This is a genomic window from Wenyingzhuangia heitensis (genome assembly GCF_011762155.1).
Taxonomy (GTDB): domain Bacteria; phylum Bacteroidota; class Bacteroidia; order Flavobacteriales; family Flavobacteriaceae; genus Wenyingzhuangia; species Wenyingzhuangia heitensis.
Window position 1 is genome coordinate 62,241 of record NZ_JAASQL010000007.1, and the last position, 17,478, is coordinate 79,718.

The window sequence follows — 17,478 nt, forward strand, 5'->3', positions numbered from 1 at the left end:
TATTTGGTATTTATGTTTTGTTTTACAACTTGCTATAAAAAGGGGGGATAGTTAAGGGGGAATTGTTTAAATATCTTCTTTCATAGCTTTCTAAAGTTAAGAAAAAATATATAAAAGAGATGATTGTTAAATTGTTAAGGCTTCTGTTAAAAACAAAAAGCAGCCAATTGGCTGCTTTTTGTTTAATAATTATCTTCTTCAAATTCTAGTTCTGCATCTTTTTCCCATATTTCCATTTCACAAGGTTTACAGTTAAACTTTAATTTGTATTCGTTTTCTCCGTGGGTTAAGGTTAAAGGTTCTTTTAACTTTTCGCCCATAGTATCACGTTGAAATCTTGCACATTTTCCTAATTCGTATTTTACACAATATTTAGTGGTCATTACTCTGGCTTTACCAGGTTCCCATTGCAATTCAAATGCTTTTTCAATTTCTTCTACTCCGTGTCTTTTGTAAAACTGTCTAGCCAATTTGTTAGAAACATTGTAGGTGAAGTCTAATGTTTTTTCTGGGTAAGGATGATCTGTTTTTACGATAGCTTGCTCCTCTCTATGGTATTCGTTAACTCTAATGTTAATTAAGTTTTCTAAAACCGTTCTTCTAATTTCATTAATTTTAGAAATAGGCACAAACCAGTTGTCTTCTAATTCAATAGCAACATCATCAACAATAAAAGGAGTGTTTCCTGTTTTAATTAAGTTTTTTTCTAAGTTGCTTTTTAAGAAACCTTCTTTTTTTGCTAATTCTTTGGTTACTTTAAATCCTTCTGAGCTAACATGTCCATCTTCATCCGTAGCGGTTAAAAGAAAACCATATTGAGTTTCTTCAAATTTTAATTCCACTCCAATTTTTCTGATAGCACTATTGTCTTTTTCAACTTGTTTGTTAAAATTGGCATCAGAGTTTCTAGAAATTAAAGTACCTACAGGAATGTTTTTATAGTTGTTTGGAGTAATCCATCCGTTTTCTACGGTATTTACTTGTACTCCGTCAGCTTCGTTTTGTTCATTTAAAAAATAAAGACCATCACCATTATTTAATTTTTCGGCATTCTCTATAAGATATTTACCGTTTTTAAATTCAATAATTTTACCGATTATCTGACCTTGAGATTTTGGAGTTTCCCAAGATCCTATTTTTTCAGTTCTTTTGTTTACAAAATAATCTGTGTAACCACGGTTAAAACTTCTGTCCATTTCTGCATCAAACGTGTAAAAAGTTCTACCTGATGATGCTTTTTGAAATTTATCTTTTCCATCGCCATTTAAAAACTGATCCAATCTAGCTCTTAAAAAAGAAACATTATTTTTAACGTATACTACATCTTTTAATCTTCCTTCAATTTTAAAAGAGATGATACCAGCCTCAATCATTTGTGGCAATTGGTCGCTTAAGTCTAAATCTTTAATAGATAATAAATGACTGCTTTCAATTAAAGTATCATTGTTTCCATCCGTTAATTTATAGGGTAATCTACAGTTTTGAGCACAAGAACCACGGTTGGCACTACGCTCTCCTCCGGCAACACTCATATAACAGTTTCCGCTAAAAGAAACACATAAGGCACCAGATACAAAAAACTCGAGCTCTACATCACAAGCTTCGTTAATTTCTTTAATCTGATCTAGGTTTAACTCTCTTGCCAAAACCACACGTTTCATTCCTGCTTTTTGCAAAAAACCTACTTGTTTAGGTTCTCTGTTATTGGCTTGGGTACTTGCGTGAATTACAATAGGAGGCAAGTCCATTTCAAAAATAGCCATGTCTTGTACAATTAAGGCATCTACACCTATATGGTACAATTCGTGAATTAATTTCTGACAAGTTTCTAGTTCGTTATCATATAAAATAGTGTTGATTACTACAAAAACTTGCGCTTTAAACAAGTGAGCATATCGTACCATTTCGGCAATATCATCTACAGAATTGTTTGCGTTTGTACGTGCTCCAAATTGCGGAGCTCCAATATATACTGCATCTGCTCCTGAATTGATGGCTGCCATACCTTGGAGTAGGTTTTTGGCAGGTGCTAAAATTTCAACCTTTTTTTTCATAAATGATGTTCCTGTCTAAGTACGCTAGGTCTGTTGATAAAATGCTTTTTATCAAACAATTAGGTTAAGAGTACTAGTTGTTTTAAAAATTAGGGATTGCAAAGTTACTGTTTTTTGTTGGTAAAATAATTAATAATCAAACGTTTAAGCTGATTTTATCTTTGGTTTGTAGATTGGTGAAAACACAGATTGAAATAAAATTAAAATGATAACTTTACCCACTGTTATTAAAAACAAAAAAGAAATAGATCCGCATGTCAACAATCAATTGGAAAACAGTTAAGGAATACGAAGATATTACGTACAAAAAATGTAATGGAGTTGCAAGAATTGCTTTTAACAGACCTAATGTAAGAAATGCTTTTAGACCTAAAACAACATCAGAGTTATATGATGCTTTTTACGATGCGCAAGAAGATGAAAATATAGGAGTTGTTTTATTATCTGCAGAAGGACCATCCACCAAAGATGGGGTGTATTCATTCTGCTCAGGAGGAGATCAAAAAGCACGAGGACACCAAGGATATGTGGGTGATGACGGTGCGCATCGTTTAAATATTTTAGAAGTACAACGATTGATTCGTTTTATGCCTAAAGTGGTTATTGCTGTTGTACCTGGTTGGGCTGTAGGTGGAGGACATAGTTTACATGTAGTTTGCGATATGACTTTAGCAAGTGAAGAACATGCTATTTTTAAACAAACAGATGCAGATGTTACTAGTTTTGATGGTGGGTATGGTTCTGCTTATTTGGCTAAAATGGTGGGACAGAAAAAAGCAAGAGAAATTTTCTTTTTAGGAAGAAATTATTCAGCTCAAGAAGCTTTTGAAATGGGAATGGTAAACAAAGTGGTTCCTCATGCTGAATTAGAAGATACAGCTTATGAATGGGCTCAAGAAGTGTTAGGAAAATCTCCACTATCTATTAGAATGTTAAAATTTGCAATGAACTTAACAGACGATGGAATGGTAGGGCAGCAAGTCTTTGCGGGAGAAGCAACTCGTTTGGCTTATATGACCGATGAAGCAAAAGAGGGAAGAAATGCCTTTTTAGAAAAACGCAAACCAAATTTTGATAAAAAATACATTGTTTAATTACTAATGGCTACCTGCCATAAGCTAAATGCTAAAAAATTGATAAAACCACAAATCATAACTTTTTTAATAAAGTGTCCCGATCAAAAAGGGATTGTATCTAAATTAACACATTTTTTTTATCAAGAGGGGTTCAACTTGGTAAGTGCACAGCAATATACAAATTCTATAGACGGAATGTTTTTTATGCGTTTGCGTATAGAATCGGATGATTCTGTAACAATAACACAAGAACAACTAGAAGAACGTTTTTCTCGTTTGGCTCCTGTTTATGATATTATTTGGAGTGTAGATTATGGAATTACAAAACAAAAAGTAGCTATTATGGTGTCTCATACCACACATAATTTATATGATTTGTTGCAACGTAATAAAGAAAATAAACTGCATTGTGATGTGAAAATGGTGGTGAGTAATCATACCAAATTAAAGCCTATAGCAGATATGTTTGGAATTCCATTTTACCACTTGCCTGTAACTAAGGATACCAAAAAGGAACAAGAACAACAATTAATAGATTTGTTTGATTCTAATGAGATTGATTTAATTGTGATGGCTCGTTATATGCAAATTTTATCTAATGATTTTATCAATCATTATCCAAATAGAATTATCAATATTCATCATTCTTTTTTGCCTGCTTTTCAAGGAGCAAACCCTTATAATAGAGCATATGATAGAGGAGTAAAGTTAATTGGAGCAACAGCACATTACGCAACAGAAGATTTAGATGAAGGTCCAATTATTGAGCAAGATGTAGAACGAGTAACGCATGAAAGTACTCCTAATACCTTAAAAGCAATTGGTGCAGATATTGAAACAATGGTGTTGGCTAGAGCAGTTAAATGTCATTTAAACAATCAGATTATTGTTGATAATAACAAAGCAATTGTATTTCCAGAAACAGGAGAATAAACTTTTAAGAAAATAGAGGTCATCTACTAAAAAATAAATTTTAATTCAAAGCATATGAAAATCATTTGTATAGGAATGAATTATACAGAACATATCAAAGAATTTGATAGAGATTTTATACCTACAGAGCCTGTAGTGTTTTTAAAACCGGATTCTGCTGTATTGCCTAAAAAAAATCCATTTGTAATTCCTGTTTTTTCTAACAGAGTAGAGTATGAAATAGAGGTTCTCGTCAAAATAAATAAAGTAGGAAAACACATTGGAGAAAGGTTTGCTCATAAATATTATGATGAAATTGGTTTAGGAATAGATTTTACAGCACGTGATGTGCAGTTAGAGTTAAAAAAGAATGGTCATCCGTGGGAAAAAGCTAAGGGTTTTGATGGAAGTGCTATTATAGGAGAGTCTTTTTTACCTAAAGAGCAGTTTACAGATTTAAACAATATAAATTTTAGATTAGAAAAAAACGAGGAGCAAGTCCAGGTAGGAAATACCAAAGACATGATTTTTAAAATTGATGAAATTATAGCTTACATTTCTACCATCTATACCTTAAAAAAAGGAGATATTATTTTTACAGGAACACCTTCTGGTGTAGGACCTGTAGCCAAAGGAGATGTGTTGAGAGGTTATCTGGAAGATGAAAAATTAATAGATATTAAAGTAAGATAAACACAGAGGCATTTGCCTCTGTTGTTGTATGTAAAACAGCGTATGAAAGCAAGTATAATTACCATTGGTGACGAAATTTTAATAGGACAAGTTTTAGACACCAATACACAATGGATAGCGAATAAACTGCACGCTTTAGGAGTAGAATTGGTAGAAACCGTCTCTATATCAGATACAAAAGAAGCAATTGTTAACGGAATGGATCATGCGGTTTCTATTGCAGATTTAATTATTGTGACAGGAGGTTTAGGGCCTACAAAAGATGATATTACAAAATACACTCTTACCAGTTATTTTGAAGATGAATTGGTGTTGAATGAAGTGGTTTTAGCTCAGGTAAAAGCAATGTTTGATAAACGAGGAATTCCGTTTGGACACTTAAACAAAGCACAAGCAATGTTGCCTAAAAAGGCAACTATTTTACCAAATCCTATAGGAACAGCTGCGGGGATGTGGTTCGAAAAAAATGGAAAAATAGTAATAAGTCTGCCAGGAGTCCCTTTTGAAATGAAAGGATTGGTAGAAAATGAAGTATTGCCAAGGTTGATTAAAATAGGAGGGTTTCCTTCTCAAGTATATCAAACCTATGTGCTGTATGGTGTAGGAGAAAGTACAGCTGCAGAAATGTTAGAAGATTTTGAGAATCAAATTCCTGAATTTATAAAATTAGCTTATTTGCCTGCTCCAGGACGTTTAAGATTACGATTGACAGGGGTACATGCCGATAAAAGTTTCTTAGAAACTATTCTATTGGAGCAAGGAACTAAAGTTGCTGAGGTTTTTAAAGATTACAGTTTTATGATTGGCGATGTTGATTATGTAAACTTTGTAAAAGAAAAGTTAATTGAAAGAAATCAAACATTGGCAGTTGCCGAAAGTTGTACTGGAGGTAAAATAGCGAATGAAATTACAGCTCACAGTGGAGTGTCTGCTTTCTTTTTAGGAGGGGTGATTGCTTATAATAGTGCGTTAAAACAAAATTTGTTAGGAGTGCCTTTAGAGGTGATTAAGAAACACTCAGTAGTCTCTTCTCAGGTGGCAAAAGAAATGGTTTTAGGAGTAAAACGAATTACGGGAGCAAATTATGCAATTGCTACAACAGGAAATGCAGGGCCAACTTTAGACGATACAAACGAAGAAGTTGGGATTGTTTTTATTGCAATAGCAACAAAAAACAAAGTAATTGTAGAAAAATTTAACTTTGGACAACCTCGTGAAAAAGTGATAGAACAGGCTAAAAACAAGGCTTTTGAAATGTTAAGTAAAGAAATATTAAAAAATCACTAAATTAATTTTGTTTGTACCATTAATTGTTGTTAAATTTGCACTCCGTTTAGAATTAAATTAAAACTGATACGAGATGTCAAAAGTTTGTGAACTTACTGGTAAAAAAGCAATGGTTGGGAATAACGTTTCTCACGCTTTAAATAGAACAAAAAGAAAATTCAACGCTAACCTAATTACAAAGCGTTTTTACATTCCTGAAGAGGATAAGTGGATTACCTTAAAAGTATCTACTGCTGCGTTAAAGAATATCAATAAAAAAGGTATTTCTGCTGTAATTAAAGAGGCAAAGGAAAAAGGATTTTTAGTTAAATAATTTTTTCTTCGTAATAAAGATATATAGAGATGGCAAAAAAAGGAAACAGAGTACAGGTTATTTTAGAGTGTACTGAGCACAAAGCTTCTGGTCAACCAGGAACTTCAAGATACATTACAACTAAAAACAAAAAGAATACTCCAGATAGATTAGAGATTAAGAAATTTAATCCTATCTTAAAGAAAATGACTGTTCACAAAGAAATTAAATAATATAGGAAATGGCAAAGAAATCAGTAGCATCGTTACAGACAGGTTCTAAGAGATTGTCTAAAGCTATCAAAATGGTGAAATCTCCAAAAAGTGGAGCTTATACTTTTGTTGAAGCTATTATGGACCCTACACAAGTAAAAGACTTTTTTGCAAAAAAATAATTTTTGTAAAAATTGACAATACAAAGGCTACTTTCAATATTGAAAGTAGCTTTTTTTGTATTTTAACACTTTCTTGTTAAAACAAACACACAGGTAAATAGTTGAATTATGAGTTTTTTTAAAAAAATATTTTCTTCAGAAAAGAAAGAAACTTTAGATAAAGGTTTAGAGAAATCTAAAACGTCATTTTTTTCTAAGCTATCTAAAGTCGTTGCAGGTAAATCTAAAGTAGATGCAGAGGTCTTAGATGATTTAGAAGAGGTATTGATTGCTTCTGATGTAGGAGTAGATACAACTTTAAAAATTATTGATCGAATTGAAGAAAGAGTTGATCGAGACAAGTATTTAGGTACTGATGAGCTAAATCAAATTTTGAGAGAAGAAATAGCAGGGTTGTTGTCTGAAACAAATCATGAAGATATTACGGAGTTTGTAATTCCGAAAGATAAAAAACCGTATGTTTTAATGGTTGTTGGTGTAAATGGGGTTGGTAAAACAACAACTATTGGTAAACTAGCAGCACAATTTAAAAAACAAGGTTTAAGTGTTGTTTTAGGTGCGGCAGATACTTTTAGAGCTGCAGCTATAGATCAATTACAAGTTTGGGCAGATCGCGTAGATGTACCAATTGTTCGTCAAGATATGGGGTCAGACCCTGCTTCGGTTGCATTTGATACTTTAAAATCAGCAGTTTCTAAAAATGCAGATGTTGTTATTATAGATACAGCAGGTAGGTTGCACAATAAGGTAAACTTGATGAATGAACTGACCAAGATCAAACGAGTAATGCAAAAAGTAGTTGCTGATGCTCCTCACGATGTTTTATTGGTTTTAGATGGTTCTACAGGGCAAAATGCTTTTGAACAAGCCAAACAATTTACCTTGGCTACTGAGGTTACTTCTTTAGCCGTTACTAAATTAGACGGAACCGCAAAAGGTGGAGTTGTAATTGGAATATCTGATCAGTTTAAAATTCCAGTAAAATATATAGGTGTAGGTGAAGGAATAGATGATTTACAAGTCTTTAATAAATTTGAATTTGTAGATTCTTTCTTTAAATAATTTTGTGTTGTTCGCTTTTAGCAAGTTATTGGCTAAAGGCTAATAGCAAAAGGCTAAAAGCTAAATACAATGCGTACAAAAACAGTAAAACAAAATAAAATAAACGTAGTAACGCTAGGTTGTTCTAAAAACGTTTATGATTCAGAAGTCTTAATGGGGCAATTAAAAGCCAACGGAAAAGATGTAGTTCATGAAGATGAAAATGATGAAGGAAATATTGTCGTTATCAATACTTGTGGATTTATAGGTAAAGCCAAAGAAGAATCTGTGAATACTATCTTGCATTATGCAAATAGAAAAGAAGAAGGCTTGGTAGATAAAGTATATGTTACCGGATGTCTTTCGGAAAGATACAAACCAGACTTAGAGGCGGAAATTAGCAATGTAGATCAATATTTTGGAACTCAAGACCTACCAAATCTATTAAAAGTTTTAGAAGCAGATTATAAACATGAGTTGATTGGAGAGCGTTTAACAACGACTCCAAAACACTATGCTTATTTAAAAATTGCAGAAGGGTGTGATAGGCCGTGTTCTTTTTGTGCTATTCCGTTAATGAGAGGAAAGCATAAATCTACACCTATAGAAAGTTTAGTTGTAGAAGCAGAGAAATTAGCTGCTAATGGAATTAAAGAATTAATTTTAATAGCACAAGATTTAACGTACTACGGTTTAGATATATACGGAAAAAGAAACTTGGCTGATTTGTTAAAAGAATTAGTAAAAGTAGAAGGGATTGAATGGATTCGTTTGCATTATGCTTTTCCAGCAGGGTTTCCATTGGATGTTTTAGATGTGATGAAATCGGAACCTAAAGTATGTAATTATTTAGATATTCCTTTGCAGCATATCAACACAGAGATTTTAAAATCGATGCGTAGGGGTACAACTTATGAAAAAACAAATAAGTTGTTAAAGGAATTTAGAAATTACGTTCCAGAAATGGCGATAAGGACAACTTTGATTGTTGGGTATCCAGGAGAGACAGAAGAAATTTTTCAAGAATTAAAATCTTGGGTACAAGAAATGCGTTTTGAACGCTTGGGAGTATTTGCATATTCTCATGAAGAAGATACACATGCTGCAACTTTAGTAGATGATGTGCCAGAAGACGTAAAAGAAGCAAGAGTTGCAGAAATTATGGAAATGCAATCTCAAATTTCTTGGGAACTAAATCAGGAAAAAGTTGGTAAGACTTATAACTGTATTTTTGACCGTAAAGAAGGTGAATATTTTATAGGTAGAACCGAAAGTGACTCTCCAGATGTAGATAATGAAGTTTTAGTTGATGCAAAAGAGCATTATATAAAAACAGGTGAGTTTGTGAAAATTAAAATTAATGAAGCGGGAGACTTTGATTTATATGGAATCCCATTAAAACAGTAGGATAATCAAGGGCAGTATAGTAGCTACTAGTTGTTTAAATTATAACTTTTTTAACATTTGATATGGATACTTTCACTAACCTTTGTATATTTGTTTCTATAAATATTTAGGGGTAGGTATTTATAATGACGTTATACATGTTTAATTTTTAGGGGTAGAAATTAAACTGTTGTTTTTAATAACAAATAATGTTCAACAAATAAGTCCAGTCAATAACTTTTATTGCTGGACTTTCTTTTTTTTATAAACCTAGTGAGTTGTCTAGCATTGTACAAATAGGTATATTTGTTTTAATAATTTTTTTACATGGAACCATTTATTGTATCTGCAAGAAAGTATAGACCACTTACATTTAAAGATGTAGTTGGGCAACAGGCAATTACGAATACTTTAGAGAATGCAATAAAAAATAATCATTTAGCACAAGCTTTATTGTTTACAGGTCCCAGAGGTGTAGGAAAAACGACGTGTGCTCGTATTTTAGCTAAAAAAATAAACGAACAAGCAACTAACACCGAAGTAGAAGACGATTTTGCATTTAATGTATTTGAATTAGATGCTGCTTCTAACAATTCTGTTGATGATATTAGATCTTTAATAGAGCAAGTTAGAATACCACCACAAGTAGGAAAATACAAAGTTTATATTATTGATGAGGTACACATGTTATCTCAAGCAGCTTTTAATGCTTTTTTAAAAACATTAGAAGAGCCACCTACACATGCTATTTTTATTTTAGCTACTACCGAGAAGCATAAAATTATACCGACTATTCTATCAAGATGTCAAATTTTTGATTTTAAGAGAATAACAGTATTGTCTGCTAAAGATCATTTAAAATATATAGCAGAACAAGAAGGTGTAAATGCAGAAGATGACGCTTTACATGTAATTGCTCAAAAAGCAGATGGAGCAATGCGTGATGCTTTGTCTATTTATGATAGAGTTGTAAGCTTTGCTGGAAAAGAACTAACAAGACAAGCAGTAACCGAAAATTTAAATGTATTAGATTATGACATTTATTTTAAAGTAACTGATTTGTTGATAGAAAATAAAATTCCAGATGTTTTAATAGAGTTTAATTCAGTTTTATCAAAAGGATTTGATGGGCAACATTTTATAAACGGATTGGCTTCTCACTTTAGAGATTTGTTAGTTGCAAAAGACAATGCTACTGTTCAGTTGCTAGAAGTTGGAGATAATGCTAAAAAACAATATCTAGAACAAGCTAATAAAGTAGAATTATCTTTTTTAATTACTGCTATAGACAAAGCAAATAATTGTGATTTGCAATACAAAACTAGTAAAAACCAAAGGTTGTTAGTAGAACTTTGTTTAATGCAGTTAGCTTCTATCACCTTTAGTGATGTAAAAAAAAAAGCAGTAACTTTATAATACCAGCTACTTTTTTTAGAGTAAGTTCTGCAATAGTATCACAAAATCCAAAAGTAGAAACTAACAAAGGAGTTGCACAAATTATAAAAAAAGAGGTTGCCGTAAACGTTGTAGAACCTAAGAAAGAAATAGTAAATCAACCTGCTAGAAAACGAAGAACTTCTGCTTTATCCTTAAAAAAAGTACACAACAAACTTACCGATATTGATTATGTTGCTAGTGAAGATGATATTAGCAACAAGCCCAAAGATGCATTTTCGGAAATGCAATTGGTAGAACAGTGGAACTATTTTGGGAATAAGTTAAAACAAGATGGAGAGTTAAATATGTTTTCTATTGTAAATGCAAATAAACCCGTTTTAAAAAATGGAGAAATTATTTTTGCTTTACCCAATTTATTGATGGAAGAACAGTTTGGTGCGGTTAGGTCTAGATTGTTAAATTATTTAAGACAAGAATTAAATAATTATGGAATCCAAATAAAGACAGTAGTTGTTCAATCAGAAAAGAAAAAATATATTTATACTCCTCAAGAGAAATTTAAAAAGTTGGTAGAATCAAATCCAAACGTATTGTTATTAAAAAATAAATTTGGATTAAATATTTAATTAGTTTAAAAGCAATAGTCATTAAAGAATTTAAAAGAATATTAGTAGGTGCTGCTTTTTCTCCAAATTTAAAAGCAAATATAGTAGAGGCTTGTAGGTATGCAACGTACTTTAAAGCAAAGTTATATGTCGTTCATATTGGAGAAGAAGAGTCTCATAAAATAGATAAACTTAAAGCTATTGTTAAAGAGTTTGCTTTTGCAGGAGAGGTTGCTTATATTTTTGAACAAGGAAAACCAATTAAGGTATTGTCTAAAATATGTGAAGAAAACAAAATTGATTTATTGATTTTAGGAGCTGTAAAGCGAGAAAAATTAATGAAACATTATTTAGGTTCCGTAGCCAGAAAGCTCACTAAAAAAGTAAAATGTTCTGTTTTACTTATTATGAATCAATCTCAAAAAGAAATTTATAAAAAACACATTGTTGTGAATGGTTTAGAGTCAGAAAAATCACACGAAACTATTTCAACAGCTTTTTATGTAGCCAACAGTTTGTCTTCAAAAAAAATAACCATTGTAGAGGAGATTAATAATACAGAGGTAAAAGTAGACGACGATAGGTCTTTAAGAAGAGCAGCTATTAATCACGAAAGAAAAACACATCAAGAAAATTTAAGAGTTAAAAAAATATTAAAAGTAATTCCTAAAGAATTTAAAGAACCAATAGATATTAAATTACAGGGTATTTTTGGTAAAAGTGGTTATTCTATAGGTCATTATGCACGTGTTGTTAGATCAGAATTATTAATAATGCATACTCCAACTCATTTAAATTTTGTAAAAAAAATAGTAGCAAATGACTTGAGTTTTATTTTGTCAGAATTGCCAACAGATGTATTAATTATAAAATAATATATGCCACAACAAAAAGAATCAAACCAATTTTTAGCTGCTTTACCCCAAAATATTTTTTCAGGATTTGTAGTTTCTCTAATTGCATTACCCTTAGGATTGGGATTGGCTTTAGCATCAGAAGCTCCACCAATTTCTGGAGTAATTTCAGCGGTTGTTGGTGGTGTTATTGTCGCTATTTTTGGAGGCTCTAACGTTACTATTACAGGACCTGGTAACGGGTTGGTAGTTGTATTGTTAACTGCTATTACTACTTTAGGTCATGGAGATTTACAGTTAGGGTTTGCATATACACTTGCAGCTATTGTTGTATCAGGTGCAATTATGATTTTGTTAGGATTCCTAAGGTTAGGAATTCTAAGCGATTTTTTTCCATCTACTGCAATACAAGGTATGTTAGCCGCTATTGGAATTGGAATTTTTGCCAAACAGTTTCATGTAATGTTAGGAAATTCTAATGAAGATGGAGGTTTGGTAGAGTTGTTATTAGAAATTCCTAAAACAATTCAAACATTTATCGTAACAGAAAATCATAACTTTTTTTATGCAGGAATTGTAGGTTTGGTTAGTTTGTTTATTATGATTTTTCATGCAAAAATTAGAAACAAATATTTTCAATTAATTCCAGCTCCAATGTGGATAGTGGTTTTTGCTGTAGGATTGAGTTACTTTTTTCAGTTGGTCCTAAAGCAAGAACACCCTATAGACAAAGCATGGTTGATTAATATTCCAGATGATGTTTTTTCTAATTTGGCCTTTCCTAATTTTGGTAAAGCTTTTAATGCAGAATTTATAACAGCTGTTATTTCTATAACATTAATAGCAAGCATAGAGTCTTTGTTAAGTATAAAAGCAGTAGATCAGTTAGATCCTTTAAAACGTAGGTCTAATGTAAATAGAGATTTAAAGGCTTTGGGTTTAGCAACTATGACAAGTGGTTTTTTGGGAGGTTTAAATGTAGTAACAGTAATAGCGCGTAGTTCTGTAAATGTAAACAACAAAGCAACAAATAGATCTGCTAACTTGTTTCACGCTTTGTTTTTGTTAGCATTTTTAATTTTGTTTCAAACGCAGTTAAAAATGATACCTCTATCAGCATTGGCTGCAATTTTGGTGTATACTGGATATAAATTGGCAGCTCCTAAAAATATTCTGGCGGTTTCTAAAGTAGGGTACGAGCAGTTAGTTATTTTTTTTGCGACTCTATTAACAACTATATTCACAAGTTTAATTATAGGAATTTTAGTTGGGATTTTCGCAACTTTTGTAGTTCATATAATTGTAAATAAAGGAATTATAATATTTGTTAGAAATACATTAAAGCCAAATGTTTTAATGTACAAAGAAAGAGATGGAAGTTATTATGTAAGTGTAAAAAACTTTAGTTCTTTTATTAATTTTTATAGATTAAAAAATAAGTTAAACTTAATTCCAGAACACGAGAATGTGGTTGTAGATTTTTCTCGTTGTCGTTTTGTAGATAATACGGTTATGGAAAACATACATACCTATGTAGAAAAATTTGAAAGTAAACAAGGAAATTTAGAAGTTGTAGGTTTAGATATGCATGGAGCAGGAACTTTACACCCTTTTGCACCTAGAAACATAAATAAAACACCACAAAAAGATAGTGAACTTTCTTTAACCAAAAGACAAAAGAATTTAGCGCAAATAGCTAATGACTTTGGATGGGAGTACACTCCGTTTGTTACAGGCTCCATAGCTTTGTTGTCGGATTTTAACTATTTTAAAACAAGAAGAGTAGAAAGAACAAAAAATTTATTAAAAAACGGAAACGATAAATTATTTGATGTTGTTTTTACCGAAGGTGCTTTTATTGCTCGTCAGTTAATCCGTTCTACGGTATTTCACGTAAAAGTAGATGATCCAATCCCAAATTTTACGCTAGATAAAGAAGGTTTGTTTGAGTATGTAAAACAATTCACCAATTTCGCAGATATTGAAGTAGAAAATCATCCGGATTTTAACAAAAGATTTTATTTGTCTGGAGAAGATAGACAAGCCGTTTTAGATTTTTTTACAGATGAGATTATTTTGTTTTTAGAAAGTAATATTTATTATCACATAGAATCTAATCAAAATGGATTGCTAATTTTTAAGAAAGAAAGATTGGCAAGTGTAAAAGAAATAAAAGCAATGATAGATTTTGGATTGCGATTTGAAAAATTAATTAAAGAAACAGCATATGTTAGGGCTTAAATTACCAACAGACCCAAGGTGGGTAAATATTGCAGAAAAAAATATTGACGAAATATTAATAGATCATGCACATTGCGAGCAAAAGGCAGCATCTACAGCTATATCATTAATTGTAAGTTTTCCAGAATACACAGAGCTAGTTACAGAAATGATTGCTTTGGTTAAAGAAGAAATGAGTCATTTTAAACTGGTTCACGATAGGTTAATTGCAAAAGGAGTAGTTTTAGGTAGAGACAGAAAAGATTTATATGTAATGGATTTGATAAAATTCTTTCCTAAAGGAGGGAGTAGAACCAATCAATTAGTACATAGATTATTGTATGCTGCTTTAATAGAAGCTCGTAGTTGTGAGCGTTTTCGTTTGTTGTCAGAAAACTTAGAAGATCAAGAATTAGCTAAGTTTTATAGAGACTTAATGGTGTCTGAAGCAAACCACTATACGTTATTTTTAAATTTTGCACGTCAATATGGAGATAGAACAGAGGTAGATGAAAAATGGCAAGCCTTGTTAGAATATGAAGCTACATTGATGAAAAATTTAGGAACTCAAGAGTCTATACACGGATAATTATGTATAGTAAAGAAGAGTCTGCCAAAATAAGAAAAGAGTTTTGGGTAAGCTATGGAAAATCTTTTCCTAGAAAATGGGTTTTGTACAACACCAGAATTAAAGACTTTAGTTTTAAGTTTGTTGCCGATAGAAAAAAAGCAGAAGTAACTTTAGACATAGAATCTTCAGACAGTATACAAAGAGAATTACTTTTTGACCAATTGCTGTCGTTAAAGAAAATTTTAGAAACCGAATTTTTAGCAGAAGTAATTTTTGATAAAGATTATTATCTAGAAAATGGAAAACTAATCAGTCGTATATATGTGGTGCATACCACTAAATTTAGTATTAATAATAAAGATACTTGGTCAGACTGTTATGCGTTTTTTAATGAAACCATGCATCAGTTTGAACTATTTTGGTATGAATATCAAGATTATATAGAACAAGCAGTTGTAAAATAAGAATTGTATCAGTTTTGTTAAAAACAGATATAATACTGTGCTTGTGCATAAGTACTTTATTATATTTAACAAAACTTGTAACCAATGCAACACTACCTTTTAGGAATTTTTATTTCTTTTTTCTTATTTAGTTGTCATCAAAAAACAAAAAAAGAACATAAGCATACCAATCAATTAATTCACGAAACAAGTCCGTACTTGTTACAACATGCACACAATCCTGTAAATTGGCATGCTTGGAATCAAGAAACTTTAGATAAAGCCAAAAGAGAAAATAAATTACTTTTAATTTCTGTTGGTTATGCGGCTTGCCATTGGTGTCATGTAATGGAACATGAAAGTTTTGAAAACGACAGCGTGGCTAAGGTGATGAACGAAAACTTTATCAATATAAAAGTTGATAGAGAAGAAAGACCAGATATAGATCAAACCTATATGACGGCTGTTCAGCTAATAACAGGTAGTGGTGGTTGGCCATTAAACTGTATTGCTTTGCCAAACGGTAAACCTTTTTGGGGAGGAACTTATTTTCCAAAAAAACAATGGTTGTCTGCATTAACACAAATAGCTACAGCGTATAAAGAAAATCCTAATGAAATTATAACGTATGCAGATAATTTAACCCAAGGAATTAATAATGCAGAGTTGGTGACTTATAACTCTGATGCTATAAAATTTCAAAAACAAGACTTAGATTCATTAGTTACCAATTGGCAACAAGATTTTGATATAAAAAATGGAGGAAGTAAAAGAGTTCCAAAATTTCCTATGCCAAGTAATTATCAATTTTTGTTAAGGTATGCTGTACAAAGTAACAATAAGAAACTACAGAACCATGTAAGTACTACCTTAGACAAAATGGCTTTGGGAGGAATTTTTGATCAGGTAGGAGGTGGATTTTCCAGATATGCTACCGATGAAAATTGGCATATTCCTCATTTTGAAAAAATGTTGTACGACAATGCACAGCTCATTAGTTTGTATGCCGATGCTTATTTGATAACTAAAAAAGAATTATATAAAGATGTTGTTTACCAAACTTTTGATTTTGTAACTAGAGAATTAACAAGTAAACAAGGAGCTTTTTACTCTTCTATTGATGCAGATGTTAGAAAAGAAAATGGACAAAGTGAAGAAGGTGCTTATTATGTTTGGACACAAAAAGAGTTACAAAATATTTTAGGTGATGATTTTAACTTGTTTTCTAAAGTATACCATATAGATGAGCAAGGTGTGTGGGAGCAAGACAAATATCATTTGATTAAAATTGAGGATACAAAATCATTGGCATTAAAATTAAATATATCTACTGGTGATTTAACTAATAAAATAAATAGCTGGAGAAAAAGGTTATTAACTAAACGAACAAAAAGAGAAAAACCAGGGTTAGATGATAAAGTATTAACATCGTGGAACGGTTTAATGTTAAAAGCAAATGTAGATGCGTATCGTGTTTTTAATGATGCTAAATTTTTAAAAGCAGCACTTAAAAATGCACAGTTTATAAAAGAACATCAATTAAAAAAAGAGGGAGGATTGTATCACAATTATAAAAACGGAAAAAGTACTATTAACGGATACTTAGAAGATTATGCAAGTGTTATTGATGGATATATTGCTTTGTATGAAAACACACTAGATTCACAGTGGCTAAAATTAGCAAACGAGTTAACACAATATACTTGGACTTATTTTTACAACAAAGAATTGGGAATGTTTTATTTTACATCCTATGAGGATGAACAGTTGATTACCCGAAAAATAATAACAGTGGATAATGTAATTCCATCATCTAACTCTGTAATGGCTAGAAATTTATTAAAATTAGGACATTATTTTGATCATAAATTATATGTACAAACAAGCAAGCAAATGTTGAATAATGTTAAATCGGAACTAAAACAATACCCGTCTTCTTATTCTAATTGGTTACAGTTGTATGCAGATCTATCTGATAATTATTATGAGGTTGCCGTAGTAGGGAAAAATGCAATTGAGTTAATTAAAGAAATAAACCAAAAATACATTCCTAATAAATTAATAGTGGGGAGTTTTATCAATAGCAATGCTCCTTTGTTAAAAGATAGGTTTGTATTAGGAAGTACTTATGTATATATATGTATTGAAGGGGCTTGTAAATTACCAGTTACAAATTCTAAACAAGCTTTAAAACTGTTAGAAAATTAGAACAAAAAAAGGGATAACAATTGTAATTGTTATCCCTTTTTTGT

The 17,478-nt window shown here is 31.3% G+C and carries 15 protein-coding genes and 1 pseudogene; 15 read left to right on the forward strand and 1 reads right to left on the reverse strand.

Annotated elements, in window-relative coordinates:
* Positions 1-182 precede the first annotated feature (182 nt).
* Positions 183-2,054 carry a peptidase U32 family protein gene (locus FHR24_RS14825; protein WP_167190742.1) on the reverse strand — a complete coding sequence of 624 codons (1,872 nt, stop codon included), beginning with the start codon at positions 2,052-2,054 and terminating at the stop codon, positions 183-185.
* Between the two features lie 254 nt (positions 2,055-2,308).
* Here FHR24_RS14825 and FHR24_RS14830 point away from each other — a divergent pair, with 254 nt between their 5' ends.
* The 15 genes and pseudogenes from FHR24_RS14830 to FHR24_RS14900 all read left to right on the forward strand — a co-directional run bounded on the left by FHR24_RS14830 (position 2,309) and on the right by FHR24_RS14900 (position 17,434).
* Positions 2,309-3,148 carry a 1,4-dihydroxy-2-naphthoyl-CoA synthase gene (locus tag FHR24_RS14830; protein WP_167190745.1) on the forward strand — a complete coding sequence of 280 codons (840 nt, stop codon included), beginning with the start codon at positions 2,309-2,311 and terminating at the stop codon, positions 3,146-3,148.
* Positions 3,149-3,154: 6 nt separating this feature from the next.
* Positions 3,155-4,063, forward strand: a complete 909-nt coding sequence (gene purU, locus FHR24_RS14835) for a formyltetrahydrofolate deformylase (protein ID WP_208412377.1) — start codon at positions 3,155-3,157, stop codon at positions 4,061-4,063.
* A gap of 54 nt (positions 4,064-4,117) precedes the next feature.
* Complete coding sequence (locus FHR24_RS14840) at positions 4,118-4,735, forward strand: fumarylacetoacetate hydrolase family protein (protein ID WP_167190748.1); 618 nt, start codon at positions 4,118-4,120, stop codon at positions 4,733-4,735.
* A gap of 42 nt (positions 4,736-4,777) precedes the next feature.
* Positions 4,778-6,022 carry a CinA family nicotinamide mononucleotide deamidase-related protein gene (locus FHR24_RS14845; protein ID WP_167190751.1) on the forward strand — a complete coding sequence of 415 codons (1,245 nt, stop codon included), beginning with the start codon at positions 4,778-4,780 and terminating at the stop codon, positions 6,020-6,022.
* 73 nt (positions 6,023-6,095) lie between these two features.
* Positions 6,096-6,335 carry a 50S ribosomal protein L28 gene (gene rpmB / locus FHR24_RS14850; protein WP_167190754.1) on the forward strand — a complete coding sequence of 80 codons (240 nt, stop codon included), beginning with the start codon at positions 6,096-6,098 and terminating at the stop codon, positions 6,333-6,335.
* A gap of 29 nt (positions 6,336-6,364) precedes the next feature.
* Positions 6,365-6,547, forward strand: a complete 183-nt coding sequence (gene rpmG, locus FHR24_RS14855; protein ID WP_010134999.1) for a 50S ribosomal protein L33 — start codon at positions 6,365-6,367, stop codon at positions 6,545-6,547.
* A gap of 8 nt (positions 6,548-6,555) precedes the next feature.
* Positions 6,556-6,708, forward strand: coding sequence for a DUF4295 domain-containing protein (locus FHR24_RS14860; protein WP_167190757.1), 153 nt, complete (start codon positions 6,556-6,558; stop codon positions 6,706-6,708).
* Positions 6,709-6,816: 108 nt separating this feature from the next.
* Positions 6,817-7,770 (forward strand): signal recognition particle-docking protein FtsY, encoded by a 954-nt coding sequence (ftsY, locus tag FHR24_RS14865; RefSeq protein ID WP_167190760.1) that lies wholly within the window; start codon positions 6,817-6,819, stop codon positions 7,768-7,770.
* 69 nt (positions 7,771-7,839) lie between these two features.
* Positions 7,840-9,156, forward strand: coding sequence for a 30S ribosomal protein S12 methylthiotransferase RimO (gene rimO, locus FHR24_RS14870; RefSeq protein ID WP_167190763.1), 1,317 nt, complete (start codon positions 7,840-7,842; stop codon positions 9,154-9,156).
* A gap of 306 nt (positions 9,157-9,462) precedes the next feature.
* Positions 9,463-11,159, forward strand: a pseudogene (gene dnaX, locus FHR24_RS14875) (DNA polymerase III subunit gamma/tau).
* A 179-nt stretch (positions 11,160-11,338) separates the two neighbouring features.
* Positions 11,339-12,013: a universal stress protein gene (locus FHR24_RS14880; protein ID WP_317166211.1), complete on the forward strand. Its 675-nt coding sequence runs from the start codon at positions 11,339-11,341 to the stop codon at positions 12,011-12,013.
* Positions 12,014-12,016: 3 nt separating this feature from the next.
* Positions 12,017-14,233, forward strand: a complete 2,217-nt coding sequence (locus FHR24_RS14885) for a SulP family inorganic anion transporter (RefSeq protein ID WP_167190766.1) — start codon at positions 12,017-12,019, stop codon at positions 14,231-14,233.
* The gene (gene miaE / locus FHR24_RS14890) at positions 14,220-14,801 is read left to right on the forward strand and encodes a tRNA-(ms[2]io[6]A)-hydroxylase (RefSeq protein ID WP_167190769.1); all 582 of its coding nucleotides are present in this window, start codon (positions 14,220-14,222) and stop codon (positions 14,799-14,801) included. The genes FHR24_RS14885 and miaE overlap by 14 nt, the downstream gene beginning before the upstream one ends.
* 2 nt (positions 14,802-14,803) lie before the next feature.
* Positions 14,804-15,247: a DUF4268 domain-containing protein gene (locus tag FHR24_RS14895; RefSeq protein ID WP_167190772.1), complete on the forward strand. Its 444-nt coding sequence runs from the start codon at positions 14,804-14,806 to the stop codon at positions 15,245-15,247.
* 84 nt (positions 15,248-15,331) lie between these two features.
* A complete protein-coding gene (locus FHR24_RS14900) occupies positions 15,332-17,434 on the forward strand; it encodes a thioredoxin domain-containing protein (RefSeq protein ID WP_167190775.1) in 2,103 nt (700 codons plus the stop codon).
* Positions 17,435-17,478: the final 44 nt, after the last annotated feature.